Origin of the sequence: Paenibacillus silvestris, from assembly GCF_009882985.1 — a bacterium.
Classification (GTDB): Bacteria; Bacillota; Bacilli; order Paenibacillales; family NBRC-103111; genus Paenibacillus_E; species Paenibacillus_E silvestris.
In genome coordinates this window covers 262,130-288,055 of record NZ_WTUZ01000014.1, presented here as the reverse complement: position 1 = coordinate 288,055, position 25,926 = coordinate 262,130, and the positions used below count along the sequence as shown (strand labels likewise).

Below are 25,926 nucleotides of genomic sequence, written 5' to 3'. Positions count from 1 at the left end.
TTGATAGGTTCGAGGTGGAAGTGCGGTAACGTATGCAGCTGACGAATACTAATCGGTCGAGGGCTTAACCTAATATAGGGATCTTTTGACGAAGTCAAAAGTCTCTCTGCTTGAAACCTATAGTTGTACTTTACGCAAGTTTCGTATCTAGTTTTCAGGGAATAATATTTCCTGAGTGTATATATGTCTTGGAGAGATACCCAAGTGGCTATAAGGGGACCCTCTGCTAAGGGGTTAGACTGCGTAAGTGGTGCGAGGGTTCGAATCCCTCTCTCTCCGCCAGTTCCAAACATATATAACAAATTTTATGTGGCGGCGTAGCTCAGCTGGCTAGAGCGTACGGTTCATACCCGTAAGGTCGGGGGTTCGAGCCCCTCTGCCGCTACCATAAAACCAATCCAGATGGAGGCTTAGCTCAGCTGGGAGAGCATCTGCCTTACAAGCAGAGGGTCGGCGGTTCGATCCCGTCAGCCTCCACCATCTTTCTTCACATGCCGTTGTAGCTCAACTGGTAGAGCAACTGACTTGTAATCAGTAGGTTGGGGGTTCAAGTCCTCTCGACGGCACCATTCATTTGGTGCAACTTGAATTGTCATGGAGCCGTGGTGTAGAGGCCTAACATGCCTGCCTGTCACGCAGGAGACCGCGGGTTCGAATCCCGTCGGCTCCGCCATTCATGTTTTTCATTGAATGGGACAAACTAAATGAAGTACAAATACATAAGGCTCGGTAGCTCAGTCGGTAGAGCAGAGGACTGAAAATCCTCGTGTCGGCGGTTCGATTCCGTCCCGAGCCATTGAGATGGTTGTGCTGCTACTAAGCAGCACGGTTATCTCGCAATATGGAGGCTTAGTGAAGTGGCTAAACACGGCAGACTGTAAATCTGCTCTCTCCGAGTTCGGTGGTTCGAATCCATCAGCCTCCATTTTCCTATGAGCCATTAGCTCAGTTGGTAGAGCACCTGACTTTTAATCAGGGTGTCGTAGGTTCGAATCCTACATGGCTCACTTTTATAAGTAAACATTCAAGACCGAGAGGGTCTTTTTTTGTTTTTATTATGTTATTTTTCGCTCACACAAAAAGAGCATCCCAACGAGGGATGCTTTTTTTATTTCAACTTCTCTGCAACCGACTGCATTTTTTGTGACATGGAAGCTGCTTTATCCCGGCGATCGTCAATTTTGATCGAAGTGGAGACGCGCTGCGCACCATTCGTGAAGGGAACTTCATGCACAGCGCGGATGACCTCTAGAATTCGATCTAAGGAGCCTTCTAGAATAGTACCCATAGGAGTCATTTCGAAGGTAATATCGGCGTGCTTTTCTAGTTCTTTGTGGAGATCAGCGACATAACCGCTAAGGCTGGTCGTTGCTGTGCCAATAGGGATAATCGTAAATTCTGCGATAGCCATGTAAGTGCCGGTACTCCTCTCATCTTGTCTGTTAAGCTCTATTGTAGATGTTGGGATACACGAGATGCAAGAGGCGCAACTAATCTTTAGAAAGATCAGCCGCGTTAGATGCTAGCGAGTTCGATTATATAATCTGCGGTCCTTGCTGCTAAGGCCATAACTGTATTAGTGGGATTGCACCCGCTAGAGGTCACGAATAGACTCGCATCGCAGATGAACAGGTTCGGTATATCGTGGCTCTGACCGTACGTGTTAACGACAGAAGTAGCTGGATTATTTCCCATGCGGCATCCTCCCATGAAGTGCTGCGTATCCGGAACGACGAAGGCAATTTCGCCTCCAGCAGCTTTGAGGATAAGCTGCATATTGTCCACGGCATGATCAATGAGCTTGCGGTCATTATCTCCATAATTAAAGGTGACAGCAGCACGCGGCATGCCATAGCTATCTTTTTCGTCAGATAAAGAGATGTGATTATCCCACTGTGGAAGTACCTCTCCCACCATCGTTAGCCGTCCGTAGTGATTGTAATTAAGCATAGCTTGCCTGAGACCTGATCCCCACAGAGGTTCTTGTGTGGCTTTGCTTATTCCATCAGCCATATCGATAGGTCTAGAACCGTGAGAGTGAATCGTATAGCCGCGAGCATAGCCGCGCCGAGGATCCGTTTCATAGAAATCCTGGGTAGAAGCCAGTACAGGGGTTCCTTTGTACAAACGAACCTCCTGCTCAAATTTGGCATAAACATCGTTGCTGCTATGAGTCATGATCGCACGGCCAACCCATCCGCTGGAATTGGCAAGACCGTCAGGAAATTGTGGCGATGCGGAGTGAAGCAGCAGACGAGGCGTCTCGACAGCATGCGCGCATAAAATAACGGTTTTGGCACGCTGCCGGTACTCAGTGCCTTGATGGATGAAGAGCACACCACTAACATGACCGTTAGCATCCACTTCGATTTGGGTGACCATGCAATCGGCGAGAATCTCTGCCCCAGCTTTCACCGCTTTGGGGATATGTACGGTCAAGGTACTGAATTTGGCATTCGGTATGCAGCCTTGGATGCAGAAACCACGATTGATACAAGGAGGACGACCATCAAAGGGAGCAGATAAAATGGCTAGCGGTGTAACGGCAGATTGGATACCAAGTGCGTCGCAGCCTTTTTGAAACAGATATGCATTGGGACTTAAGGGGTCTCGTTCTGGATAGGGATAAGGTCCCTGAAAGTTACCCCATGGAAAATGTTTAGGACCAGAAACGGCAATTTCTTTCTCGATCCGATTATAGTAAGGTTCAAGGTCTTTGTAATGAATAGGCCAATCTTCTCCGACGCCATCGATGGATTTCGTTTTGAAATCAGATTCATGAAATCGTAAGAATACGCCAGTGAAGTTTTGCGTTCCTCCGCCAACCCCGCGACCCGAATTAGAGTACCCCATGCCTAACGGGGCTGTCCCATCCACAAGACGTGTGTCTTCCCAGCCCAACTGCCGCATACTCAATTCGTCACTGGCAAAGTTTTTCTGAGGATCCCGCCAAGGGCCAGCATCCAACACAACGACACTCAGCCCGGCCTCACTCAGTTCTTTGGCGAGAACTCCGCCAGCTGCGCCAGCTCCAACGATTAAGATATCAACGGCATCTTGCTCGAATCTCCTCTTCATTGCTCTTTCACAGCCTCCCAGGGGTCAAGCTGGCCCGCCTCAGCGCGAACATAACCACGCGGGTAGGCAGGACCGCCAAATCCAATTTCTGACCATACCAAAGGATGAGAGTAATAAGCCTCTACACTGAGCTTTAATAGTTTTTGGAATAAAGCCTTCTGCGGGATGCCGTCCCAATTTACGGTGGGAGGATAGCTGTCGCTGCTGATTTGCAGCATGATCTGCCGCTGAGAAGGTTCATCTAGTTGGAAAAAAGGTTGACTGCTAGCTATCCAGCCAGTCTCATCAATGGCTTTGAGACCTTGACGCAAAAGTGTACGAATAGGGGGGACATTCGCCTTCCGCTGCCCCTCGCCTTTGTCTTGTGTGAGAACCTCGTCAATGTGACAGAGGACATATTGAATGATATCGCCTCGATTATCATCCATAAGCAGCGTACACCAAGCCCGCAGTGTTTCTGCCTCCATATGTGTAAGGAACTGATACATAGTTTCACGATGCAAGCGAGCATTTACGATATTCCGCGTATTGGCATCCCATTCCTTTTGCTCATCCATGACATTATAAGTCGGATAATAGCTATGAGTTGTCATCGTTAATCAACCTCCATAAATGGCAGTAAGACCAAGAATACTTAGAAATGAAAATAGTAGAGGCATTAGTACTGGCGGTCCTGTGAGAAAGTTTCGTAAAGCCAAACCGCCTACTCTTTTACGTACACCATTTAGGTGAAAACCAAAGCCGATCAACCCTTGAAGAACACCAAGCCAGAAGATGAGTTGTGAAGCCGTATACCAGCCATGACGATTTATCAGCGTGCACAAGAGGGAGACAAGACTGATAAGCAGAGAAATGATAACTGGACTCCACATTATTTTTTTGTGAAAGTTTTGACGATAGTGCGATAAAGTCACTTGCATCCATAAGAGGAGATAGGCGACTCCAACCAAGAGAATGATGACACGGTCCAAAGACCATTGCGTCCAAACCATATGTAGTACCTCCTATAGGACGAATATCCCTTGTACAATTATTTCCAAAATTACGAAGTTTATGAGTGCGCCGCCTGTAATGATGCCGGGATGAAAGATTTGTTAGCATTACCAAACATGTGCGGGATAGGAAACATTTTAGGAATGAAAGACTTTTCATTGCCATGGTAATCTTGTACTAGATTGATTGGACTTTTCCATATCTTCTAACAAATACGTACTGGAGGATTTAAGATGATAAAGATTCTTGCGAGACGCACATTTGGGATTACGGCAGCGGTAACGATTGCTCTGTCAGCAACAACAGCTATTTCCGCATACGCCGCTAACGATGATATGGACGCAGTTTCACTGGCGAAGAAGATGGTAGGAGTCGATTATTCCAAAAGTAACGAAACACCAGGTGCGGGGTTTGATTCCTCGGGTTTGATTTATTATGTCTACCAAACATTGGATTACACAATTCCGAGAACGCTTGCTGATCAATTTAAAATGAATAAAAAGAAAATTACGGATATTTCCAAAGCGGAACCAGGTGACGTCTTGTTCTTTGGCAGCGGCGATAAGCCGTCATTTGCTGGGATCTACGTCGGTCAAGGTAAACTGGTCATGTCTTCCCAGAGCAAAGATGAAGTGGTCATTCGCAGTGTAAGCGAGTATAAGAGTAGTTTTATTGGCGGGAAAAGCATTCTTTCCTCCAAGGATCGTTTGAAAGCAGAGCTTATCTTAACGGCTCAGAAGTATTTGGGAACACCGTACGTCTTTGGAGCGCCATATGGACAAACCAAAACGATGGATTGTTCGTCATTTGTGAAGACTGTGTTTGCTCAGTATGACATTACGCTGCCGCGGGTATCTCGCGATCAAGCCAAAGAAGGTAAGTTAGTGAGCAAAAGTAATTTGCAGACGGGCGATTTAGTTTTCTTTACAACTGTGGATTCAGGGAAAAATATTGGGCATGTCGGTATTTATGTAGGTGATGGCATGATGATCCATACGTATGGTGAAGGCGGCGTGAAATTTACCTCGATTAACAAAGAGTGGTGGGCGGATCATTACGTGACGGCACGTCGGGTTTTAGACTAGGAAAATAGCAAAAATGAAAGAGAACCCTTGTGCAGCCTAGCGGCAGGAGGGTTCTTTTCCATGAAACCTGCCATATATGGTACAATAGGGAGATAGACATAGAAAAAGCTAGGAGTAAGGAGAGACGCAGATGGATTGGGAGCGCATAAAAGAACGTTTGGAAGCGGTTTTACAGACACCTATGCACGTTAGTTTGATCTCTGAAGCAGATTGGTTGCACTTATCCGAAGAACAGGCCGAATATCCGGCAAGCTTTTGTCGAAGTATTGAACGTGGGCAAGACATTTTGTTTTATTTAGCTAAAGAACACAAGGATATACGCGTTCTACAGGTAGCTGGGGCAAAACTGACAGCATCTGAACGCAAACTCGTGGAAATGACAGTTGAGTCTAAGCAAACACAGGAAAAGAAACAGCGCGGCACTTACCTATCTGAGGATGAAAGAAAAGCTCATCAGTTAAGGGACTGGCTGCTTCAGCAAATGGAACTCGGTTCCACTTATGCGGAGCTTCCGGATGCCCTTGCCTCACAATCCTCTCTGTACTCAACGAAAATTCCGCTGCTCTTATACGGAGATTACTCCCAAAGCCAAAGCGTTTCTTACGCGGAGCTGAAGAAGCTGTTGGAGTCTTTCTTTGAATCGGAGATTATACTGATTCCTCTAATGGACAAAGAGTGGCTGATTCTAGCACCAGAAGGCTTGCTAACGAGCGGCAGCGAGGAACGCGAGGGCGACGAAGAAGAAAGTGTAGAACAAATTCTAGATGCCTTAGGTTCAGGTTTATATGAAATGCTCGCCAATGAATGGGTGGGAGAGTGTCATCTTGCAATTGATTATCCGGTGAAACCCGCGAAATCACTGTTTGCTACCATTCTCAAGCTCAGGGAAACCATTATGCTAGGTCGTTCCTTTCATGTAGGAAGCTTCATTCATCTTCGTTGGGAGCTTCGCTTGGAGAAGCTGCTGCATCTCATTGAGGAAGAGGAGAAGGCAGAATTCCTTGAACAGGTGCTGCGCGGCACAGACCATGCTCTGGATGCAGAGACGGTTACAACCCTTGAACATTTCTTTACATTAGACTGCAATGTTAGTGAAACGGCTAAGAAACTTTATATTCATAGGAACACGCTATTATATCGATTGGACAAGTTCAAAAATGAAACCGGACTGGATGTCCGGACGTTCAATCACGCGGTATTAGTGAGACTCGCACTATTATTGTACAAAGTAACGAAAAGAAAGTGATTTTTTTGTAGGTATTGTGCATAGTCAGTCCGGCCTTCGTGGGGTAAGATGAGTATAGTCAAAAGTTGATGAACAAGTAGTGTACATCGATAAACCGTAGGGGGAATGAACACATGGCAGGCGTACGTTTAAATCATATCGTTAAAAGATATTCTGGTGCAGAAGAATCTACAGTTAAAGATTTCCATCTTGAAGTTGCAGATAAAGAGTTCGTCGTATTGGTTGGAGCATCCGGTTGCGGAAAATCCACAACTCTTCGTATGATCGCAGGATTAGAGGAAATCACTGAGGGTGAACTTTACATCGGAGACCGCCTAGTTAATGATGTCGCTCCTAAAGACCGCGATATCGCGATGGTATTCCAATCTTATGCCCTTTACCCGCATATGACTGTTTATCAAAACATGGCATTCGGTTTGAAACTTCGTAAATTCAAAAAAGCTGATATCGATGCTCGCGTTCGCGAAGCAGCGAAAATCTTGGATATCGTTCACTTGCTGGACCGCAAACCAAAAGCTCTTTCCGGTGGTCAACGCCAACGTGTTGCCTTGGGTCGTGCGATTGTTCGTGAGCCACAAGTATTCTTAATGGATGAGCCGCTTTCCAACTTGGATGCGAAACTTCGCGTACAAATGCGTGCGGAAATCACTAAATTAACAAAACGTCTTGGTGTTACGACAATCTACGTAACGCATGACCAAATCGAAGCAATGACAATGGGCGATCGCATCGTTGTTATGGATAAAGGTATCATTCAACAAGCAGCTACACCTGAAGAAATCTACAACTTCCCAGTTAACATCTTCGTTGCGGGCTTCATTGGATCTCCATCCATGAACTTCATGACAGGTACATTGACACAAGAAGGAAGCGGAATTTTCTTCAAAGCAGGTTCTGTTAACGTTGAAGTTCCAGCTGGAAAAGCGCAAGTACTGAAAGACAAAGGATATGTTGGTAAAGAAGTGATTCTGGGAGTTCGTCCAGAAGATATTCACGAAGAGCCAGTATTCTTGGAAGCTTCCCCGAACACAGTATTCAACGTAAACGTTGAGTTGACTGAGAACTTGGGTCACGAAATGTACTTGTACCTGAACGGTATCGGCGCTAACACAGTTATCGCACGTGTAGATGGCCGTTCCGGAATCAAAGAAGGCACAAACGTGAAATTGGCTTTGGATATGAACAAAGTTCATTTCTTCGATAAAGAGTCCACATTGTCCATTCTAGTTAAATAAGTTTGGAACTGAAAGGCCAGCCGTGATCGGCTGGCTTTTTTGCTGTTTAAGGAGAAACAGCAAGTTTGTGAACACATTAGTTGATTTCGATATCGTATTCCATTACGATGAAACTATTGGAAAGAAATGAATATGAGCAGATGAAGCAGTTTTGCTCAGGCAAAACGCAGAGGAGATAGGACGATGGCCAAAAAGGTGAAGGTTTCCGAGTTAGTGGAACAACTCCATATGGAGGTTCTTGCAGGTGAATCTGGGCTCAAACGTGCGATAACAACCGGGGATTTGTACCGTCCGGGTCTTGAGATGGCGGGATATTTCAATTATCATCCGAGAGAACGAATTCAAATGCTAGGGAAGACAGAAATCACCTTCATGGAGATGTTAACGACAGGTGTTCGCAGAAACCGGGTAGAGCAGCTATGCGCTCCAGAGGAAACACCTTGCATCATCGTGACAAGAGGACTGGATATTCCGAGCGAACTGTTGGAAGAAGCGACTAAACGTGATCTTCCCGTACTTCGCAGTCAAATGTCGACAACAATTTTTGCAAGCCGATTAACGGGGTTTCTGGAAAATAAATTAGCGCCAAGCACGACAATTCATGGCGTACTCGTCGATGTTTATGGAATCGGTATGCTGATTACAGGCAGCAGCGGGATCGGGAAAAGCGAAACGGCTCTCGAGCTTGTAAAACGAGGGCATCGCCTGATCGCAGATGATGCCGTTGAAATACGGCAAAACGGGGATAAAGTGCTGACAGGGAATGCACCGGAATTGATCCGGCATTTGCTCGAGATCCGCGGTGTCGGTATTATCAATGTGATGACTTTGTTCGGTGCCGGAGCAGTTCGTAATGTTAAGAAAATTTCGGTTGTAGTGAAATTGGAGAATTGGCAGCAGGACAAACAGTATGATCGTTTAGGCTTAGATGAGGAGCTTACACGTATTATTGACACGGATCTGCCGCTCGTTACAATTCCAGTACGACCAGGGCGAAACTTAGCAGTTATCGTAGAAGTAGCGGCGATGAACTATCGCTTGAAGCGGATGGGGTATAACGCGGCGCTTCAGTTTACAAATAAACTGACGGAATCGCTGAACGAAGATTATGAAGATTTTGATTGAGGTTTACATAGAGAGACAGCTTACATCTGAAGGAGTGAAACTATGTTAGAAAGTGTTGCGTTCTCCCTTGGACCCATTCATGTCCGATGGTATGGCATTATTTTAGGTACAGCAGCATTAATCGGGCTATTATTGGCGATTCGAGAAGGGAAACGATTCAAGATTATCCCTGACTTCTTCATGGATTTGTTGCTGATTGGCGTGCCTTCAGCGATTATTGGGGCAAGAATATACTATGTGGCCTTCCAGTGGTCCGATTATAAGAACAATTTGGCCGAAATTTTCATGATCTGGCACGGCGGAATCGCCATCTACGGGGCGTTAATCGGAGCCATTATCGGCGTATACTTCTATGTAAGAGCGAAAGGCTACGGTTTCTTGCGGATTGCGGATATTTGTGCGCCAGGCTTAATCGTTGGCCAAGCTATTGGACGCTGGGGCAACTTCATGAATCAGGAAGCACACGGTGGTCCTGTTTCGGAGTCTTTCCTGCGTGACACGTTGCATTTGCCGAATTTTATTGTGAATCAAATGAATATTGAGGGTACGTTCTATCACCCAGCGTTTCTATATGAATCATTGTGGAATATTGTAGGATTGTGTGTGCTTCTATGGCTTCGCCGTAGACCATTTTTACGGGCAGGAGAGCTCTTCTTCGGCTACTTCATCTGGTACTCGATAGGGCGTTTCTTCATCGAAGGTGTACGCACAGATAGTCTGGATATCACAGGCCCAGCTTGGCTAGCTTCGTTTATTAATGCCCTTTGGTCGCCTATGAAAATCGTCTTTGAGCCAGGTGTCATGACTTATGGCGGCAACGTGAGATTCTCACAGCTGTTAGCGCTTCTGCTTGTCATCGGAATGGCGATTGTGATTATCGTAAGAAGGAAAAAAGGGTATGCCAGTGTTCGTTATGCGGACCCTATTGAGTCCTCAAAAACATTAGACAAAAACAGAGTAGTGAAAGATCAAGAGCAGCAGGATAAAGGAGCAGATTATGATTCAAACCGTACTGTTTGACCTGGATGGCACAATTGTAGATACCAATGAGTTGATTGTGCAGTCCTTTTTGCATAGCTTGGAAGGTGAAACAGCAGAACCTGTAGGCAGGGAGCTAATCATCCCGAATATGGGGCGTCCGCTTGTGGAGCAAATGGAGTTTTTTACAGGCAAAAAAGAAGTGGAAGAGCTAATCAAGAAGTATAGGGCATTTAACCTATCTAAGCATGATGAGCTTGTGAAAGAGTTCCCTAACGTGCGAGTGGTCATGCAGAAATTGCATGAAAACGGGATTAAAATCGGCATCGTAACCAGCAAAATCAGACAAACGACCCTAATGGGCCTCAAATTGTGCGGGCTAGACGAGTTCGTGAGCACGATTGTTACTGTTGAAGATGTCAAGGAAGCGAAACCGCACCCAGAAGGCATAATCGCTGCGCTTAAGGTATTAGGCGGGACGCCGGATCAAGCTGTGATGGTGGGAGACAGCCACTACGACATTGAGGCTGCGAAAAATGCGGGTGTTACGTCAGTCGGCGTTACATGGTCATGGAAAGGCCGCGCTTACTTGGAAGAGTACAACCCGGATCATCTGATTGACGATATGTTCGACTTGCTGCCTATCGTGGGTCTCACGTCGGATGTGGATGCTCATTGAGAAAAACGGACAAGTACCCAGTTGAGGGTCCTAATGCCTTGTGGCAGATCTATCATACCGTCAGCAAATGGAAGGCGATACGCAATTTCGTATTCATCCAGATTACGCGGTACTCGCCTTCGCTGCGGATGAAAAACTGGATCTACCGGCATATCCTTGGAATGACCGTTGGGGAACACACCGCATTTGCCCTAATGGTGATGGTGGATGTGTTTTTTCCAGAGAAGATACATATTGGCAATAATACGATTATCGGCTACAACACGACGATATTGGCTCATGAATATTTGACCAAGGAATATAGGCTTGGCGATGTTCATATCGGGTCCCATGTGATGGTGGGGGCGAATACGACGATTCTCCCAGGTGTAACCATTGGCGACTACGCGATTATTGGCGCGGGTTCGGTCGTGCACAAGGATGTAGCCCCGCATAGCTTCGTCGCTGGAAATCCGCTGCAAACGATTCGGCAAATACATAATGAGAAATAAGAGTTGTGCGCTATTGAGCTGTACAGCTCTTTTTCTTTGTGCAGGTAAAGAGCTTGTAATTGTAAGGGATTAGTGAAAGTGGCAATTGACGGTCCTAAGGTTACGTGATAAAATAACCCTACATTCTTTATTTTGGTAGTATGGTAGCACGTTAACGCACTAAAGTATAAAAAGTAAGAGAAAATAGAACTGAATTCCAAGATGTTGAGGTGAGACGGTGTCAAAGCCAAAAGTATTTGAAAAGCCGTTAGGGGTCAAGGATTACCTACCTGAAGCGGTAACGAAGCTGCGCAACATAGAATACCGTGTACTGGCTTGTATGGAACGCTGGGGATATAACCAGATCCTGACACCTACACTTGAATATTACGATACCGTTGGGGTGGCAAGCTCCACAGAAGATAAGAAGCTGTTCAAATTGCTAGATCGTAAGGGTCAAACGCTAGTTTTGCGTTCTGAATTGACCGCTCCGATCGCACGAGTAGCTTCATCATTATTGAAAGAACATGCGTTCCCATTGCGTCTATCCTATCATTCGAACGTGTTTCGCGCAATAGAAGAGGAAGCAGGACGGGATTCTGAGTTTTACCAAACAGGCGTGGAACTCATCGGCGATGCTTCATCAGAAGCTGATGCTGAAGTAGTAGCCTTGGCGATTGCTTCTCTGCAAGCGGCAGGTGTTGGAACATTCAAGATTGCGCTCGGCCATGTAGGTTTCTTGAACGGACTTTTCCAGGAAACACTGGAGGGCCGAAGCGATGCGCAGTTGAGCTTGAAAGAACATTTGCTCGGTCGTGATTATGTCGGCTACCGTGAAGCAATTAAGTCACTGGCTCTTACGTCAGAAGTGGAGCGGGAGTTAATCGGCGTGTTGAGGCTTAGAGGCGGAGACGAGATCTGCGAGCAAGCTCGGATGGTCTCTCAACACCCTATTGCTCAGGATGCAATTCGCCACCTATGTGAAGTCTGGGATGTCCTGCAAGCTTATGGAGTAAGCGAGCATGTTGTCATAGATTTAACGATGATTGGAGATTTCTCCTACTATACAGGTATGACATTCGAAGGATATGCGGCAGATCTAGGTTTCCCTGTATGCAGTGGAGGCCGATACGATAATCTGCTGAGCCAGTTTGGACGTCCTGCGCCGGCGACAGGTTTTGCGCTCAAGACGAACCGCATTCTTGAGGTGACCGGTGGAGAAGCTGTAGCCACGCCTAAGCGCGTGTTGATTGCTTACGATGCAGAGCACCGTGAAGAAGCACTCCAACTAGCCAAAGCTAAGCGGAGTAGCGAGGAGACGGCTGTTGTGATCACGCAGCTGGTGAGCGAGCCAGAAGCTTGGACGAAGGCACGTTCGGCCAAGACAGACGGTTCCTATGAAGTGTGCAGCATCGTGTATCAGGAAGTTATAACGCTGTTGGCACAATAAGGCAAACACAAAGCAGGCAGGTAAGCGCAGATTAAGCGCTTTTCCTCCCGGCGATTAGAAGGTAGGTTAGAGCGATGGATGACATACTTAAAGTAGCGATGCCGAAAGGCCGTATTTATAAACAGGCAGCGAAGCTTTTTCATAAAGCGGGGCTGCCGATTCCGGAGGATTTGGAAGAAGGACGCCGATTAATTATTCCCGTGCATGAAGCAAGAATGGAATTCATTTTGGCTAAGCCTGTGGACGTTCCGACGTACGTCGAATACGGGGTAGCGGATATCGGCGTGGTCGGCAAGGACGTGCTGATGGAAGAAAACCGTAACGTTTACGAGTTGCTGGATCTAGGGATTGCACGCTGCCGCATGTCGGTGATCGGGTTGCCAGACTGGAAGCAAGTGATCAATCCACGGGTAGCGACGAAGTATCCGAACGTAGCTTCGCAGTATTTCCGCGAGCAAGGGCAGCAGGTAGAGGTCATTAAGTTGAACGGCTCTATCGAGCTGGCGCCGCTTATCGGTCTTGCTGATCGTATTGTGGACATGGTTGAGACGGGACAGACGCTCAAAGAGAACGGACTCGTGGAGCAAGAAGAGATTTTTCAAATTACGAGCCGCTTAATCGCGAATCGGGTTAGCTACCGCATGAAGAACGAATCCATTCAGCGGTTGTGTGATATGCTGCAGGCGGTGCTTCCTGCGCTGACGAAGGTCTAGAAAGAGAGGGAGATGGATATGCGGATACTACCCGCCTCTGAATTTGAATTGAAACGCGAGGTCGAATACGGCTCACCAGAGCAGAATGAAACCGTCCGCCGCATCATCGAAGAGGTGCGTCAGGACGGCGATGCCGCACTTCGGCGCATGGCGAAGGAATTCGACCGTGTCGAAGTCGCTGAGCTTCGCGTCAGCGACGAAGAGATCCAGGCGGCGTACGCACAGGTCGACGCCGAGTTCCTGGCGGCGCTGCGTCAAGCAGCCGCCAACATTCGTGCGTTTCATGAGAAGCAGAAACGCACGTCGTGGATGGACCTGCAGCCGGACGGCAGCCTGCTGGGTCAAATCATCCGACCGCTGAAGCGGGTCGGCTTGTACGTGCCCGGAGGGAAGGCGGCGTACCCTTCCTCCGTGCTTATGAATGCCATCCCCGCAATCGTGGCGGGGGTGCCAGAGATCGCAATGGTGACGCCTCCGGCCACCGCTGGGGAAGAGGGCATCAACCCGCATATTCTCGTGGCAGCAGCCGAAGCGGGTGTGAAAGAGATCTACCGCGCAGGCGGGGCGCAGGCGGTAGCCGCGCTGGCCTACGGCACGGAGTCGATCCAGCCGGTCGACAAAATCGTCGGCCCAGGCAACATCTACGTCGCGCTGGCGAAGCGCTTCGTGTTCGGCGTCGTCGATATCGACATGATCGCCGGGCCAACCGACATCGTCGTGCTGGCGGATGAACACGCCGACCCTGAATACGTGGCGGCTGATCTGCTGGCGCAAGCCGAGCATGATGAGATGTCACCAGCCATTCTGGTGACAACGTCGCAGGACCTAGCCGAGTCGGTTCGGCTAGAGTTATGGCGGCAGCTGGACGTGCTGCCGAAGAAAGCGATCGCTGCGGTTTCCACAGCGACTAGAGGAGCTATCCTCCTCGTGAACAGCCTGGACGAAGGCGTTGACGTGGTCAACCGCTTGGCGCCAGAGCATTGCGAGCTGTTGGTGCAGGAGCCATTCAACCTATTGCCGCGCATTGAGAATGCTGGAGCAATCTTCTTGGGCGCGTACAGCACAGAGCCTGTCGGCGATTATTTCGCTGGGCCGAACCATGTGCTGCCGACGAACGGCACAGCCCGTTTCTCATCCCCGCTGAATGTGGACGATTTTCTGAAAAAATCAAGCGTTATTCACTATAGCAAGGAAGCACTGATCGCGAACGGCGACATGATTATGACTTTGGCCCGCAATGAAGGGCTGGAAGGTCATGCGAGAGCGGTGGAAGTACGACTCAAGAAGGAAGGGAAGTTGAAATAAATGGCTGAACAGGATAATGGGAGGGCCCGCTCGGCGAGTGTAGCCCGCAAAACGAATGAAACGGATATCAAACTATCGTTCCAGGTGGATGGGACAGGGATTTCGGAAATTCAAACGGACGTTCCTTTCTTGAACCATATGCTCGATTTGTTCACGAAGCACGGACATTTCGACCTGAACGTTGACGCAAAAGGCGATATTGAAATTGACGACCATCACACGGTCGAGGATATCGGGATTTGCTTGGGCCAAACGTTACGCGAAGCATTAGGTGATAAAAGAGGAATCAAACGCTATGCAAGCGTGTTTGTACCGATGGATGAGGCGCTCGCACAGGTGGTTATTGATATCAGCAACCGACCTCATTTCGAGTATCGGGCTCAGTATCCTACGGCTAACGTAGGCAGCTTCGAGACGCAGCTTGTTCATGAGTTTCTATGGAAGCTGGCGCTGGAAGCTCGCATTACGCTTCATGTGATCGTGCATTACGGGCATAACACCCACCACATGATTGAAGCGGTGTTCAAAGCGTTAGGCCGCGCAATAGACGAAGCGACTTCGATTGATCCTCGCGTTCAGGGGGTTCCTTCGACGAAGGGAGTGCTGTAAGAATGATCGCGATTATTGATTATGGCATGGGAAATCTACATAGCGTCAGCAAAGCCGTTGAGAGGCTTGGTTATGAAGCTGTGGTTACAGGCGATGCGGAGCAGATTCTTGCTGCTGAAGGGGCAATCCTGCCAGGCGTAGGCGCTTTCGGCGATGCAATGGAACAGCTGCGTGAGTCAGGGCTGAACGATGTCGTTCTGCGCTACGCAGAATCAGGAAAGCCGCTGCTCGGTATTTGCCTCGGTATGCAGCTGCTGTTCAGCAGCAGCGAGGAGCACGGGAATCATGAGGGGCTGGGCCTTCTGCCCGGATCCGTTGTGCGTTTCCGCGGTGACTACAAAGTGCCGCATATGGGCTGGAACAAGCTGAGCTACAAGCAAAGCCAAAGCCCCATCTTTAAAGGCATTGAGGAAGGGCACGTATACTTCGTGCATTCCTATCATGCGAAGCCGGAGCGCGAGAGCGACCTGCTGGCGGTGACGGATTACTATCAGCCAGTGACGGCGATTGTCGGCAGAGAGAACGTGTACGGCATGCAGTTTCACCCCGAGAAGAGCGGCGATATCGGCATGCAGCTGTTGCGAAATTTTCTAGCGATGTGCTAGGAATAGGCAAGGGAATAGCGGTCCTAAAGGTCTCTTATTTTTCCTAAATTAGAAGCCTCCAGAGACTCCTATTTTGCAAAAATAGAATCCAGGGGCTCTTAAGTTAAGAAGGGGGTGCCATCATGTTAGCCAAAAGAATTATTCCTTGCCTCGACGTCAAGGATGGTCGGGTGGTCAAGGGCGTAAATTTTGTGAATTTACGAGATGCGGGCGATCCCGTGGAGCTAGCAGCGATTTATGATAAAGAAGGTGCGGATGAGCTCGTTTTCCTCGACATTTCGGCTTCCGTCGAAGGACGCGCAACGATGGTGGAGGTCGTCCGGCAAACAGCAGGCGAGATCACGATTCCTTTCACAGTAGGTGGAGGCATCTCCAGTGTGGATGATATGAAGCGCCTGCTTCGTGCAGGAGCGGATAAAATCGGCATCAACACGGCGGCAGTTCGCAATCCGCAGCTTGTGTCTGATGGGGCGCGCAAGTTCGGCTCCCAGTGCATCGTTGTGGCGATTGATGCGAAGTTTAACGCGGCGTGGGGCGAGTGGGAAGTGTTCACGCATGGCGGACGCAATGCGACTGGCATTAAGACGCTAGAGTGGGCGAAGCGCATGGAAGAGCTTGGCGCCGGCGAAATTCTGCTGACGAGCATGGATGCGGACGGAACGAAGGACGGGTTCGACCTGAAGCTGACGCGCGCTGTTTCTGAGCTGCTTACCATTCCTGTCATTGCTTCTGGCGGAGCGGGTAAATCGGAACATTTCTACGATGTATTTACCGAAGGCAAAGCGGATGCAGGGTTAGCAGCAACTATTTTTCACTATAAAGAGCTATCGATTCATGGGGTCAAGGCTGACCTGAAAGGTAAAGGGGTTGAAATTCGATGACATTTTCACTGGAACAGATTAAATATGATGCACATGGATTAGTACCTGCCATTGTACAGGATGCCGTCAGCAAAGAAGTGCTTATGCTGGCCTATATGAACAGCGAATCCTTGCAGCGTACGATTCAAACAGGCGACACTTGGTTCTGGAGCCGTTCCCGCGAGGAACTGTGGAATAAAGGCGCGACTTCCGGTCACACGCAAAAGGTTAAAGCACTGCGCTATGACTGCGATGCGGATACGCTGCTGGTTCTTGTAGAGCAAGTGGGGCCTGCTTGCCACAATGGCACTTACACCTGCTTCACGGAAAGCATTCCGGTCGAAGGGGCAGCGCAAGAAGGAACGGAGGCTGCGGTTTCCGGAGATCGTTTTGCCATCCTTGGCGAGCTGGAGGCGGTCATTGCTTCACGTGATGCGGAACGTCCAGAGGGCGCTTATACGACTTACCTTTTCGAAAAAGGTGTCGATAAGATCCTCAAGAAAGTTGGCGAAGAAACGGCTGAAGTCATTATTGCTGCCAAGAATAAAGACAACGACGAGCTTCGTTATGAAGCGAGCGATCTCATTTTTCACTTAATGGTCCTTTTGCGTAATAATAAATTGCCATTGGATGATATTATGAAAGAGCTAGCGAATCGACATGTTAAAAAATAAATAAAAAGACCTGGAGTGAATTCACGATGTTGATTGATTATCATACACATCATGTGCGCTGCGGTCATGCCTCTGGGGAACTAGAGGAGTACGTCAAACGCGGCATCGAGATCGGGCTCACGCAATTAGGGCTGTCTGATCATATGCCGCTTTTGCATGTGAATCCGCAGACCTATTGGCCCGAGATGGCTATGCCTATGGAGGAGCTTCCCCGTTATGTTGAGGAGTGCCTGCATCTGAAAGACAAGTACAAGGATCAGATTGATATCCGTGTTGGTCTTGAAGGCGATTATATCGAAGGTTACGAGTCAGAAATCGAGGCCATAATTAAAGCGTATCCATGGGATTATGTGATTGGTTCCGTCCATTTTCTGGGCGAGTGGGATATTTCTGATTTTCGTCAGATCGCAGGTTGGGAAGGTAAGGATATTTATGCGGTTTATACCCAATACTACGAGGCAGTGAAGAAAGCAGCACGAACTGGGCTGTATGATTACCTGGGTCATCTTGATATGATCAAGCGATTTGGTTATGTACCGGATCGCGATACATGGGAGCTGGAGAAAGCAGCACTGGACACTGTGAAAGAGTGTGGGCTTGCGATCGAGCTGAATGCATCCGGGCTGCGTCATCCGTGCAAAGAGATGTTTCCGAGCCGCCGCATGCTGGAATATTGCCATAAGGTGGGAATCCCAGTGACGCTTGGGTCGGATGCTCATCTGCCGGAGCGAGTAGCCCAATATTTGGATGAAGCAAGATCGCTGCTCAAAATGATTGGATTTAACGAAATAGCCACATTTCATGCACGAAATCGACAACTTGTGACTTTTTAAATTCGACAGCTTTCATGTATAATGAGTAGGGCGTGAACAATCTATTTAATGAACCTTCGGAGGTAACCATTAACCATGCATAGCGACAATGTTAAAATTTTTTCCGGATCTTCGAATCCGAAGCTTGCGGAACGTATTTGTAAAGAGCTCGGCCAGCCGCTTGGACAAATCAAATTATCCCGTTTTAAAAGCGGAGAAATCTACTGTCTCTACGAAGAAACGATTCGTAACTGTGACGTATTCCTGGTACAAACCTTCTCCCATCCGATTAATGAACATATGATGGAACTCTTGGTCATGATGGATGCGGCAAAAAGAGCTTCTGCAAAAACGATCAACCTTGTCATCCCATATTATGGTTACTCTCGTCAAGAACGCAAAGCTGCTCCGCGTGAGCCGATTTCTGCTAAATTAGTCGCTGACTTGTTCAGTGCGGCAGGCGCACACCGTGTTGTTACGATTGACCTGCATGCACCAGCAATTCAAGGCTTTTTCAATATTCCGGTCGATCATCTGACGGCTCTTGACGTCATCAGTGATTGCATCAAAAAGAAAAATCTGCATAACCCAATCATCGTATCTCCTGATGCAGGTCGTGCAACGACGGCTGAGAAAATGGCGAATATCCTAGATGCGCCGTTCGCGATGATGATCAAGAAGCGTCCGGAGCACAACGAGTCTGTGATCACTCACGTTATTGGTGATGTAGTGGGACGTACGCCGATTATTATCGAAGATCTGATTGATACGGGAACGACGATCGTTAACGTTGTGGAAAGCTTGAAGGAAAGAGGTGCGCACGACGTTTACATTTGTGCAACGCATCCTGTTTTCTCAGGACCAGCTCTGCAGCGCTTGGATCACCCGAACATCAAAGAAGTTATCATTACGGATTCCATCGCGATTCCGGAGGGGCATTCCGATAAATTTAATGTGCTTTCCGTAGCTCCATTGTTATCCGATGCGATTCGCATTATTAATGATGGTGGATCCTTGTCCTCCTTGTTTAAATACGGCGGCGTATAAGCCAATTGTATAGACCAGATCTTACCTTCGGATAATGTTTTTGGCTTCCAAGCGATCTATGGTATAATTTGAGTTGTAATCAAATTGCCGGAGGTGTCTTGCTATGGAAAAGATTAAGCGTGTGTCCGAAGCGCCAAAACCTAAAGTAATCTCAATAAATATGGATGCCGCATTCTTTTTCGAGAGAGCGGTTCAATCTTTGGATCGGTTTCATTATGATAAGGCATTGAAATATTTCCGGCGGGCTGCGGAGTATGAGCAGGATAACCCTGTGAATCACTGCAACCTCGCGGGAGTTCTCTCCGAAATGGGCAATTACGACGAGTCGAACCAAATTTTGCAGCATATCCTTGAAACGATCGATCCCGAGATGACGGAATGTCACTTTTATATGGCAAACAACTATGCCAATATGGAAAATTTCGAGCAGGCAGAACAAGCATTAGTTCGGTATCTGGAAACTGACCCTACGGGTCAATTTATGGATGAATCCGAAGAAATGATGGAAATGCTGAGCTATGAGCTTGAAAGGCCCGCCCCTCTCACTAGCATCAAGAGTCGAGAAGGGCTCTTCGAGCATGATAAAGCCCGCGCCCTTCTGGAAGAAGGGAAATTCGCTGAGGCCGTGAGGCAGCTGGAGAAGCTGGTGAAGAATCAGCCTGAATTCACTGCAGCACGGAACAACTTGGCCCTCGCTTATTATTATATGGGTCAATTCGAAAAGGCGATGGAAACCATTCGCGGTGTACTCGAAATTGATGCTGGGAATTTGCATGCGCTGTGTAACATGGCGATCTTCCACCAGCATTTCGGTAATAAGAAAGAGCTGGCCGAGTTAACGGAGCTCTTGTGCAAAACGTATCCGTTTCAGCAGGATCATGTATTTAAGCTTGCCACGACGATGGGGATTCTTTCTCAACACGAGAAAGCGTACCATCTGTTCAAGCGTCTGCTGAAAGCTGGAGATGGTGCGGCAGACCCATGCTTGTACCACTATGCAGCTGTAGCTGCAAGTCATCTGGGTCGATTCGATGAGGCCTACCGGTATTGGAAGCAAACCCAGAAGCTGGATCCTGGCGCGGAGATCTCTAAATTCTACTTGGATCAACTGCGTACAAGAGAGAAGGCGGAAGGCCCCTTAGCTTGGAGCTACCATTACCATTTGCCCTTTGAAGAGCAGTTCCGTGTGTTGGAGAAATCCACGCAGGGCATCCCTGACCAACTGAAGAAAGATCCGCTCGTGCGTTCCTCCTTCTTCTGGGCCTTGCGTCATGGGGACATCGAAACGAAGCTGCAGGTTATTCAGGCCTTTGGTCTAATTGCCGACGGAGAAGTGAGAGATGCGCTGCAGGACTTCATTCTGGATCGTCACGAAGATGACTATTTGAAGAAAGTAGCCATTTTTGTACTTCGCAGCATGGGGATTCGAGAGTCCATTCCTGCTTTTCTTGAAAATGAAGAGATTATGGTCGAAGCGTCACCTTACTCGCCGCACTTGCCTATTTGGGATGTCAAATGGCAAAGCGTGATGGAAACAGCGCTATCTCACATGCATAAGCGTTACGATATGGTGCAACAGTATGATTTAGAAATACTGTGGGTTGAATTTCTGACGAAGATGTATCCGTCCGTTCCCAAAATCCAGAAATCGGAAGGTTGGGCAGCGGCGTTAGAATACTTGATTGCCAAGATGCATCGCCGTGCAATTTCGTATCAAGAGGTTTCTACGCGTTATGGCGTGACCGTTTCTACAGTCAGTCGCAACGTAAAGTTGATTGATGATACATGCGGCTTGCGTGAGAAGATGGAAGCCATTTTCGACAAATTTACGAGTATTTGATAGCTGGGTTTATGCCGTGTCGGGAGACCCGGCTTTCATTCATAGATGTATGCATACTAAAGATAGCTTTCTTGGTGGAAAGCAACTAGGAGGGAAACCAATTGTACAAATCAGTCGTCGTAGGAACAGGACCATCCGGTCTAACAGCAGCCATTTACTTAGCTCGTGCTAATCTGAGCCCACTCGTTATCGAGGGACCAGAGCCGGGCGGGCAATTGACTACTACCACAGAGGTAGAGAACTTCCCGGGTTTCCCTGAAGGTATCATGGGTCCTGAGTTAATGGAAAATATGCGCAAACAAGCAGAACGCTTTGGCGCTGAATTCAAAACAGGCTGGGTCAATTCGGTTGAACTAACCAATCGTCCATTTAAGCTGCAAGTTGAAGGTGTGGGCGAGATTGAAACAGAAACTTTGATCATCTCCACGGGCGCTTCCGCAAGACTGCTTGGTATCGGCAATGAAAAAGAAAATATCGGACGCGGCGTAAGTACTTGCGCAACGTGTGACGGCTTCTTTTTCCGCGGCAAAAAGATTATCGTCGTTGGTGGCGGAGACTCCGCTATGGAAGAAGCGAACTTCTTGACTCGCTTTGCTTCCGAGGTACGTTTGGTTCATCGCCGTGATGAGCTTCGCGCCTCCAAAATCATGCAAGATCGCGCACGCGGCAACGAAAAAGTGAAATGGGCACTCAACAATACACCACTTGAAGTTGTTTCCGGTGAGAAAGGTGTAACTGGCCTGAAAGTGAAAAACAATACCACTGGTGAAGAAGAAATTATCGAAACAGATGGTATTTTCGTAGCGATCGGTCATACACCGAATACGAAATTCCTAGGCGGACAAATTGATACCGACGAGCATGGCTACATTGTTGTGAAGCCAGGTACGACGGAAACGAATATTCCTGGCGTTTTCGCTTGCGGTGACGTACAAGATACGAAGTATCGCCAAGCGATCACAGCAGCGGGAAGCGGCTGCGCAGCAGCACTGGAAGCTGAGAAATTCCTTGAGGGCCATATTGTGCACGATTGGAGTCAATCGCTGTAAGAGGGTACAGTAAACGTGGAAGGCTATGCTTTCCACGTTTTCTCATTTCTTCTTGCGAAGAGTTGAATCTTGACCTGTATACAGGCTTGTCTTATAGTTTAAGCAGGAGCATATGCCCGAAAATTTTAATGATTATTCATGAGGTGACCTTGCAATGTCAAATCAGATTTATATCGGTGTAGATTTAGGCGGTACCAACATCAAAGTCGGTATCTGCGACGAGCAGGGGAAGCTGCTGCAAACGTTAGAAGGACCAACAGGCGCAGAGAACGGCGCTGAGTCAGTAATTGGACGAATTGCGCAGCAAGTGCGACAAATTGTCGAAGAATCCTCTTATGAGTGGGAGCAAGTTGCGGGTATCGGCGCAGGACTAGCCGGATTCATGGATATTCCGGAAGGATTCGTCAAATTCTCTCCAAATTTGAATTGGCATAATGTCCCGGCCAAGAAAATGTTGGAAACACTTCTAGGCAAAACCGTGAAGATCGACAACGATGCCAATGTGGCAGCGTTAGGCGAAGCATGGGCTGGAGCAGGCGCAGGGATCCCGAATGTAGTTTGCTATACGCTCGGAACTGGTGTTGGCGGCGGTATTATTATTAACGGTAAAATTTATCAAGGTTCTGCGGGTATGGCTGGCGAGCTTGGTCATATGTCGGTTGTCCCTGATATCGAAGCGATTCAATGTGGTTGCGGACAAATGGGTTGTCTAGAGACGGTATCCTCCGCAACAGGTATCGTTCGTATGGCCAAAGAGGCTGTAGAACGCGGTGAGCGTACTTCTCTTGCCCTTCATGAGAAGATTGAAGCTAAGCATGTATTCGACGCTGCAAAAAGCGGAGATGAAGTGTCTCTGCGCATCGTGAACCGTGCTGCTTACTATCTTGGACGCTCTATGGCGGCACTAGCTGTCGTTGTTAACCCGAAACGTTTCATTATCGGCGGTGGCGTATCCAAAGCAGGCGAAATTCTATTCCAACCAATCCGTGATACATTCAAGAAATATACACCAGAAGCAGCCGCTGAAGGCGTTGAGATTGTTGCTGCAACACTTGGTAATGATGCTGGCGTTGTAGGCGCTGCCGGTTTGAACTTACGCTAGAATGCTAGATTGACAAGATCAGGTTCGTATGGCTGATGGCGGGGACTTCAGCCTGCGAAAGCACTCCAAAGGAAGGTGTCATTCATGGAAGAGAACCACCCTTTAGCGAAACTGGTCATTATTACAGGAATGTCGGGTGCTGGAAAGACAATTGCGGTGCAGAGTCTCGAAGATCTAGGATTTTTCTGCGTCGATAATTTACCGCCTGTCCTTATTCCTAAATTCGCTGAGTTGATCGTACAGTCGATGGGGAAAATCGGCAAAGTCGCACTGGTGATTGATTTGCGGGGGCGTGAATTTTTCACTGCACTTCAGGAGTCGCTACGATATATCCACGAGAATTACACGTTAAGTTATGAAATTCTTTTCTTAGATGCTACCGATGCGACACTTGTTCAACGTTACAAAGAAAGCCGGCGTCGCCATCCACTTGCTCCTGAAGGTGCTCCACTTGAAGGCATTGGGCTTGAACGCAAGCTATTAGAGGAACTAAAAGGTCTTGCTACTCAAGTTATTGACACTAGTACGCTTAAGCCGGTGCAGCTCAAAGAAAGAATTATTTCCCGGTTTACCAATTTGGAAACCAATCGCATATCTATAAATGTAATCTCTTTCGGATTTAAGTATGGTGTACCAATTGATGCTGATTTAATCTTCGATGTTCGCTTCTTGCCGAATCCCCACTATGTGGAACAGCTTCGCCCGCAGACAGGTCAAGACCCCGATGTGTACGACTACGTGATGAAATGGACCGAGACGCAAGAGTTCCTTACGAAGCTGCTTGATATGCTGAACTTCTTAATGCCTCAGTACAAGAAGGAAGGCAAAAGCCAAGTCGTAGTAGGGATAGGCTGTACAGGAGGGAAACATCGTTCCGTAGCGATTACCGAATACCTGGGTAAAGTTCTGGGGAACAGTGAAACGGAAGCTGTGCGTTTGAGTCATCGAGATGCCGAGCGGGACCGGGTATAAGCGTCCTAACGATTAAGAGGGTGAATGAAGGATGAAACATGAAAAATCACAGCGCACTCCTAGAATAGTCGTAATCGGCGGCGGCACAGGGCTTTCAGTAATGCTTAGAGGTTTGAAGGAAAAGCCAGTTGATATTACAGCTATCGTAACGGTAGCCGACGATGGAGGAAGCTCTGGTATTCTCCGAAATGAGATGCAGATGCCCCCTCCGGGTGATATTCGAAATGTATTGACCTCGCTTGCTGATGTCGAACCACTGCTGTCTTTAATGCTGCAGTATCGATTTCAGGTGGGCACAGGTTTAGCTGGACACAGTCTGGGAAATCTAATATTAGCGGCTCTCACTGACATAACCGGTGATTTCGTAACGGCCGTGCAAGAGATGAACCGAGTATTCGCGGTTCGGGGACGGGTTATTCCAGCTTCCAACCAAGCTATCGTGTTGAAAGCGATCATGGAAGATGGTACTTTAGTCATAGGGGAATCCAAAATTCCAAAAGCGCAAGGACGCATTAAGCGCGTGTTCATTGAACCGGCTAACGTGACGCCGCTTGCGGACGCAATTCTTGCTATTCGCGATGCGGATGCGATTCTATGCGGTCCAGGCAGTTTATACACCAGCTTGCTGCCTAATCTGCTTGTTCCCGGTATTGCCGAGGAGATTGCGAAATCGAATGCCGTCAAAATGTTCATTTGCAATGTGATGACGCAGCCTGGGGAAACCGACGACTACTCGGTCAGTGATCACCTTGATGCGGTGTATGATCATCTCAAGCAGCACCTATTTGATTATGTCATCGTAAACAATGGCGAAATTCCACCGCAAGTTCAGGCGAGATATGCCGAAAAAGGTTCGAAAGCGGTTCACTTGGATTTGGACGAAGTCACGAAAAGAGGGTATCAGGTCATTGCTGACCGACTTGTGCTGTTCCGCACATACCTTCGTCATGACGCTGAGAAATTGAGTGACCATATTTATCAGCTTGTCGAAAGCTGGATGTCAAGGAAGAAGTGAGTCTCATGTCCTTTGCGGCAACAACCAAAAAAGAATTGACCTTAATAACCGAAGCGGAAGCGTGTTGTGAAAAAGCGGAGCTATCTGCTTTGATTCGCATGAATGGATCGGTTCAGTTAACGAACCAACGCGTTGTTCTCGATGTTTCCACCGAAAACGCTGCTATCGCCAGACGTATATACTCGCTCATCAAGAAGACGTACAAACTGCACACAGAACTGCTCGTGCGCAAGAAAATGCGTTTGAAGAAGAATAATGTATATATTGTTAGAGTACCTGGTCAAGTGCAAGAGCTGCTCAGTGATCTGAAAATCGTTTCTGAAGGGTTTATCTTTACGACAGGAATCAACAAAGAGATTATTAAAGGCAACTGCTGCAAACGTGCTTATCTCCGCGGAGCTTTCATGGCTGGCGGCTCGGTGAATAATCCCGAGGGATCCTCTTATCATCTTGAAATTGCCTCGATTTATGAAGAGCATTGTAAGGCGCTGGCGAATCTCGCTAACAAATTCGATTTGAATGCCCGCTTTATCGAGCGTAAGAAAGGGTTCGTGCTGTACATCAAAGAAGGTGAGAAGATCATTGAGTTTCTTAGCATTATTGGGGCTCATCAAGCGCTACTGCGCTTTGAGGACGTCCGGATCATGAAGGATATGCGGAACTCGGTGAATCGGATTGTCAATTGCGAAACAGCGAACCTGAACAAGACGATCGGAGCTGCGGTAAGACAGATCGAGAACATTCGTCTTTTGCAAAGAGAGATTGGACTTGACAGTTTGCCTGAGAAGCTCAGAGAGGTTGCCGAAATTAGACTTCAGCATCCTGATCTGAATCTCAAGGAAGTTGGCGATATGCTCAAGGGCAGCGTCAGTAAATCCGGTGTCAATCATCGTCTGCGAAAAATAGACGAATTGGCTGAAAAACAGCGAAATTCCTAGCTTTTATGGGATTGAACACGATGTAAATAAGTTTTTCTCATTTTTT

General features: G+C 47.8%; 26 protein-coding genes and 8 tRNA genes. 30 read left to right on the top strand and 4 right to left on the bottom strand.

Translation table 11 applies throughout. The annotated features are described in order from the left end of the window. The first annotated feature begins 190 nt into the window (after positions 1 to 190). The 8 genes from GQF01_RS11220 to GQF01_RS11185 all read left to right on the top strand — a co-directional run bounded on the left by GQF01_RS11220 (position 191) and on the right by GQF01_RS11185 (position 1,007). Positions 191 to 282 (top strand) — tRNA-Ser (locus tag GQF01_RS11220). Positions 283 to 311: 29 nt separating this feature from the next. Then, positions 312 to 388: transfer RNA gene (locus GQF01_RS11215), tRNA-Met, on the top strand. Positions 389 to 404: 16 nt separating this feature from the next. Further along, a tRNA-Val gene (locus GQF01_RS11210) sits at positions 405 to 480 on the top strand. 13 nt (positions 481 to 493) lie between these two features. Next, positions 494 to 569: transfer RNA gene (locus tag GQF01_RS11205), tRNA-Thr, on the top strand. A 27-nt stretch (positions 570 to 596) separates the two neighbouring features. Next, positions 597 to 673, top strand: a tRNA-Asp gene (locus GQF01_RS11200). A gap of 50 nt (positions 674 to 723) precedes the next feature. Further along, a tRNA-Phe gene (locus GQF01_RS11195) sits at positions 724 to 796 on the top strand. A 47-nt stretch (positions 797 to 843) separates the two neighbouring features. Then, positions 844 to 925: transfer RNA gene (locus GQF01_RS11190), tRNA-Tyr, on the top strand. A 9-nt stretch (positions 926 to 934) separates the two neighbouring features. Further along, positions 935 to 1,007: transfer RNA gene (locus tag GQF01_RS11185), tRNA-Lys, on the top strand. Positions 1,008 to 1,108: 101 nt separating this feature from the next. Here the strand turns inward: GQF01_RS11185 and GQF01_RS11180 are convergent. The 4 genes from GQF01_RS11180 to GQF01_RS11165 form a co-directional block, all read right to left on the bottom strand. Continuing rightward, positions 1,109 to 1,411 carry an MTH1187 family thiamine-binding protein gene (locus GQF01_RS11180; RefSeq protein ID WP_127458386.1) on the bottom strand — a complete coding sequence of 101 codons (303 nt, stop codon included), beginning with the start codon at positions 1,409 to 1,411 and terminating at the stop codon, positions 1,109 to 1,111. Positions 1,412 to 1,515: 104 nt separating this feature from the next. Continuing rightward, the gene (locus tag GQF01_RS11175; RefSeq protein ID WP_161406848.1) at positions 1,516 to 3,078 is read right to left on the bottom strand and encodes a GMC family oxidoreductase; all 1,563 of its coding nucleotides are present in this window, start codon (positions 3,076 to 3,078) and stop codon (positions 1,516 to 1,518) included. Next, positions 3,075 to 3,671: a gluconate 2-dehydrogenase subunit 3 family protein gene (locus GQF01_RS11170; RefSeq protein WP_161406847.1), complete on the bottom strand. Its 597-nt coding sequence runs from the start codon at positions 3,669 to 3,671 to the stop codon at positions 3,075 to 3,077. The genes GQF01_RS11175 and GQF01_RS11170 overlap by 4 nt, the downstream gene beginning before the upstream one ends. 6 nt (positions 3,672 to 3,677) lie before the next feature. Continuing rightward, positions 3,678 to 4,070 (bottom strand): hypothetical protein, encoded by a 393-nt coding sequence (locus GQF01_RS11165; protein ID WP_161406846.1) that lies wholly within the window; start codon positions 4,068 to 4,070, stop codon positions 3,678 to 3,680. 234 nt (positions 4,071 to 4,304) lie between these two features. Here GQF01_RS11165 and GQF01_RS11160 point away from each other — a divergent pair, with 234 nt between their 5' ends. From GQF01_RS11160 to whiA, 22 genes are all read left to right on the top strand, one after another. Then, positions 4,305 to 5,156: an NlpC/P60 family protein gene (locus tag GQF01_RS11160; RefSeq protein ID WP_161406845.1), complete on the top strand. Its 852-nt coding sequence runs from the start codon at positions 4,305 to 4,307 to the stop codon at positions 5,154 to 5,156. Between the two features lie 130 nt (positions 5,157 to 5,286). Continuing rightward, on the top strand, positions 5,287 to 6,402 hold the full coding sequence (locus GQF01_RS11155) for a PucR family transcriptional regulator (protein ID WP_161406844.1): 1,116 nt from the start codon (positions 5,287 to 5,289) through the stop codon (positions 6,400 to 6,402). A gap of 113 nt (positions 6,403 to 6,515) precedes the next feature. Further along, positions 6,516 to 7,637: an ABC transporter ATP-binding protein gene (locus tag GQF01_RS11150; RefSeq protein ID WP_161406843.1), complete on the top strand. Its 1,122-nt coding sequence runs from the start codon at positions 6,516 to 6,518 to the stop codon at positions 7,635 to 7,637. A gap of 183 nt (positions 7,638 to 7,820) precedes the next feature. Continuing rightward, positions 7,821 to 8,762, top strand: coding sequence for an HPr(Ser) kinase/phosphatase (hprK, locus tag GQF01_RS11145; RefSeq protein WP_161406842.1), 942 nt, complete (start codon positions 7,821 to 7,823; stop codon positions 8,760 to 8,762). Positions 8,763 to 8,804: 42 nt separating this feature from the next. Continuing rightward, entirely contained in the window at positions 8,805 to 9,782 is a 978-nt protein-coding gene (lgt, locus tag GQF01_RS11140; protein WP_161406841.1) for a prolipoprotein diacylglyceryl transferase, read from the top strand. Then, positions 9,760 to 10,419 carry a pyrophosphatase PpaX gene (ppaX, locus tag GQF01_RS11135; RefSeq protein ID WP_161406840.1) on the top strand — a complete coding sequence of 220 codons (660 nt, stop codon included), beginning with the start codon at positions 9,760 to 9,762 and terminating at the stop codon, positions 10,417 to 10,419. Before lgt ends, ppaX begins: the two co-directional genes overlap by 23 nt. Further along, complete coding sequence (locus GQF01_RS11130; RefSeq protein ID WP_161406839.1) at positions 10,416 to 10,910, top strand: acyltransferase; 495 nt, start codon at positions 10,416 to 10,418, stop codon at positions 10,908 to 10,910. The genes ppaX and GQF01_RS11130 overlap by 4 nt, the downstream gene beginning before the upstream one ends. Before the next feature lie 217 nt (positions 10,911 to 11,127). After that, positions 11,128 to 12,339 carry an ATP phosphoribosyltransferase regulatory subunit gene (locus tag GQF01_RS11125; protein WP_161406838.1) on the top strand — a complete coding sequence of 404 codons (1,212 nt, stop codon included), beginning with the start codon at positions 11,128 to 11,130 and terminating at the stop codon, positions 12,337 to 12,339. A gap of 74 nt (positions 12,340 to 12,413) precedes the next feature. After that, positions 12,414 to 13,052: an ATP phosphoribosyltransferase gene (gene hisG / locus GQF01_RS11120; protein ID WP_161406837.1), complete on the top strand. Its 639-nt coding sequence runs from the start codon at positions 12,414 to 12,416 to the stop codon at positions 13,050 to 13,052. 18 nt (positions 13,053 to 13,070) lie between these two features. Further along, entirely contained in the window at positions 13,071 to 14,357 is a 1,287-nt protein-coding gene (hisD, locus tag GQF01_RS11115) for a histidinol dehydrogenase (protein WP_161406864.1), read from the top strand. Then, positions 14,358 to 14,966 (top strand): imidazoleglycerol-phosphate dehydratase HisB, encoded by a 609-nt coding sequence (gene hisB, locus GQF01_RS11110; protein WP_161406836.1) that lies wholly within the window; start codon positions 14,358 to 14,360, stop codon positions 14,964 to 14,966. Positions 14,967 to 14,968: 2 nt separating this feature from the next. Next, positions 14,969 to 15,571, top strand: coding sequence for an imidazole glycerol phosphate synthase subunit HisH (hisH, locus tag GQF01_RS11105; protein ID WP_161406835.1), 603 nt, complete (start codon positions 14,969 to 14,971; stop codon positions 15,569 to 15,571). 122 nt (positions 15,572 to 15,693) lie between these two features. Then, the gene (gene hisF / locus GQF01_RS11100; protein WP_161406834.1) at positions 15,694 to 16,452 is read left to right on the top strand and encodes an imidazole glycerol phosphate synthase subunit HisF; all 759 of its coding nucleotides are present in this window, start codon (positions 15,694 to 15,696) and stop codon (positions 16,450 to 16,452) included. Beyond that, positions 16,449 to 17,105: a bifunctional phosphoribosyl-AMP cyclohydrolase/phosphoribosyl-ATP diphosphatase HisIE gene (hisIE, locus tag GQF01_RS11095; RefSeq protein ID WP_161406833.1), complete on the top strand. Its 657-nt coding sequence runs from the start codon at positions 16,449 to 16,451 to the stop codon at positions 17,103 to 17,105. Before hisF ends, hisIE begins: the two co-directional genes overlap by 4 nt. A gap of 26 nt (positions 17,106 to 17,131) precedes the next feature. Beyond that, positions 17,132 to 17,938 (top strand): histidinol-phosphatase HisJ, encoded by an 807-nt coding sequence (hisJ, locus tag GQF01_RS11090; RefSeq protein ID WP_161406832.1) that lies wholly within the window; start codon positions 17,132 to 17,134, stop codon positions 17,936 to 17,938. Between the two features lie 75 nt (positions 17,939 to 18,013). Beyond that, complete coding sequence (locus GQF01_RS11085) at positions 18,014 to 18,964, top strand: ribose-phosphate diphosphokinase (RefSeq protein WP_127458367.1); 951 nt, start codon at positions 18,014 to 18,016, stop codon at positions 18,962 to 18,964. Between the two features lie 103 nt (positions 18,965 to 19,067). Next, a complete protein-coding gene (locus GQF01_RS11080) occupies positions 19,068 to 20,804 on the top strand; it encodes a tetratricopeptide repeat protein (RefSeq protein ID WP_161406831.1) in 1,737 nt (578 codons plus the stop codon). Positions 20,805 to 20,905: 101 nt separating this feature from the next. Then, positions 20,906 to 21,853, top strand: a complete 948-nt coding sequence (gene trxB, locus GQF01_RS11075; protein WP_161406830.1) for a thioredoxin-disulfide reductase — start codon at positions 20,906 to 20,908, stop codon at positions 21,851 to 21,853. Positions 21,854 to 22,007: 154 nt separating this feature from the next. Beyond that, positions 22,008 to 22,955 (top strand): ROK family glucokinase, encoded by a 948-nt coding sequence (locus GQF01_RS11070; RefSeq protein WP_161406829.1) that lies wholly within the window; start codon positions 22,008 to 22,010, stop codon positions 22,953 to 22,955. Between the two features lie 84 nt (positions 22,956 to 23,039). Beyond that, positions 23,040 to 23,927, top strand: coding sequence for an RNase adapter RapZ (rapZ, locus tag GQF01_RS11065; RefSeq protein ID WP_127458363.1), 888 nt, complete (start codon positions 23,040 to 23,042; stop codon positions 23,925 to 23,927). 31 nt (positions 23,928 to 23,958) lie between these two features. Next, positions 23,959 to 24,942 (top strand): gluconeogenesis factor YvcK family protein, encoded by a 984-nt coding sequence (locus GQF01_RS11060; RefSeq protein ID WP_161406828.1) that lies wholly within the window; start codon positions 23,959 to 23,961, stop codon positions 24,940 to 24,942. A gap of 5 nt (positions 24,943 to 24,947) precedes the next feature. Next, on the top strand, positions 24,948 to 25,880 hold the full coding sequence (whiA, locus tag GQF01_RS11055) for a DNA-binding protein WhiA (RefSeq protein WP_161406827.1): 933 nt from the start codon (positions 24,948 to 24,950) through the stop codon (positions 25,878 to 25,880). Positions 25,881 to 25,926: the final 46 nt, after the last annotated feature.

Excerpts from the sequence above, each read along its gene's own strand:
- GQF01_RS11180 (WP_127458386.1), bottom strand. The coding sequence starts at position 1,411 with ATGGCTATCGCAGAATTTACGATTATCCCTATTGGCACAGCAACGACC.
- GQF01_RS11175 (WP_161406848.1), bottom strand. The coding sequence starts at position 3,078 with ATGAAGAGGAGATTCGAGCAAGATGCCGTTGATATCTTAATCGTTGGA.
- GQF01_RS11170 (WP_161406847.1), bottom strand. The coding sequence starts at position 3,671 with ATGACAACTCATAGCTATTATCCGACTTATAATGTCATGGATGAGCAA.
- GQF01_RS11165 (WP_161406846.1), bottom strand. The coding sequence starts at position 4,070 with ATGGTTTGGACGCAATGGTCTTTGGACCGTGTCATCATTCTCTTGGTT.
- GQF01_RS11160 (WP_161406845.1), top strand. The coding sequence starts at position 4,305 with ATGATAAAGATTCTTGCGAGACGCACATTTGGGATTACGGCAGCGGTA.
- GQF01_RS11155 (WP_161406844.1), top strand. The coding sequence starts at position 5,287 with ATGGATTGGGAGCGCATAAAAGAACGTTTGGAAGCGGTTTTACAGACA.
- GQF01_RS11150 (WP_161406843.1), top strand. The coding sequence starts at position 6,516 with ATGGCAGGCGTACGTTTAAATCATATCGTTAAAAGATATTCTGGTGCA.
- hprK (WP_161406842.1), top strand. The coding sequence starts at position 7,821 with ATGGCCAAAAAGGTGAAGGTTTCCGAGTTAGTGGAACAACTCCATATG.
- lgt (WP_161406841.1), top strand. The coding sequence starts at position 8,805 with ATGTTAGAAAGTGTTGCGTTCTCCCTTGGACCCATTCATGTCCGATGG.
- ppaX (WP_161406840.1), top strand. The coding sequence starts at position 9,760 with ATGATTCAAACCGTACTGTTTGACCTGGATGGCACAATTGTAGATACC.
- hisG (WP_161406837.1), top strand. The coding sequence starts at position 12,414 with ATGGATGACATACTTAAAGTAGCGATGCCGAAAGGCCGTATTTATAAA.
- hisD (WP_161406864.1), top strand. The coding sequence starts at position 13,071 with ATGCGGATACTACCCGCCTCTGAATTTGAATTGAAACGCGAGGTCGAA.
- hisB (WP_161406836.1), top strand. The coding sequence starts at position 14,358 with ATGGCTGAACAGGATAATGGGAGGGCCCGCTCGGCGAGTGTAGCCCGC.
- hisH (WP_161406835.1), top strand. The coding sequence starts at position 14,969 with ATGATCGCGATTATTGATTATGGCATGGGAAATCTACATAGCGTCAGC.
- hisF (WP_161406834.1), top strand. The coding sequence starts at position 15,694 with ATGTTAGCCAAAAGAATTATTCCTTGCCTCGACGTCAAGGATGGTCGG.
- hisIE (WP_161406833.1), top strand. The coding sequence starts at position 16,449 with ATGACATTTTCACTGGAACAGATTAAATATGATGCACATGGATTAGTA.
- hisJ (WP_161406832.1), top strand. The coding sequence starts at position 17,132 with ATGTTGATTGATTATCATACACATCATGTGCGCTGCGGTCATGCCTCT.
- GQF01_RS11085 (WP_127458367.1), top strand. The coding sequence starts at position 18,014 with ATGCATAGCGACAATGTTAAAATTTTTTCCGGATCTTCGAATCCGAAG.
- GQF01_RS11080 (WP_161406831.1), top strand. The coding sequence starts at position 19,068 with ATGGAAAAGATTAAGCGTGTGTCCGAAGCGCCAAAACCTAAAGTAATC.
- GQF01_RS11070 (WP_161406829.1), top strand. The coding sequence starts at position 22,008 with ATGTCAAATCAGATTTATATCGGTGTAGATTTAGGCGGTACCAACATC.
- rapZ (WP_127458363.1), top strand. The coding sequence starts at position 23,040 with ATGGAAGAGAACCACCCTTTAGCGAAACTGGTCATTATTACAGGAATG.
- GQF01_RS11060 (WP_161406828.1), top strand. The coding sequence starts at position 23,959 with ATGAAACATGAAAAATCACAGCGCACTCCTAGAATAGTCGTAATCGGC.
- whiA (WP_161406827.1), top strand. The coding sequence starts at position 24,948 with ATGTCCTTTGCGGCAACAACCAAAAAAGAATTGACCTTAATAACCGAA.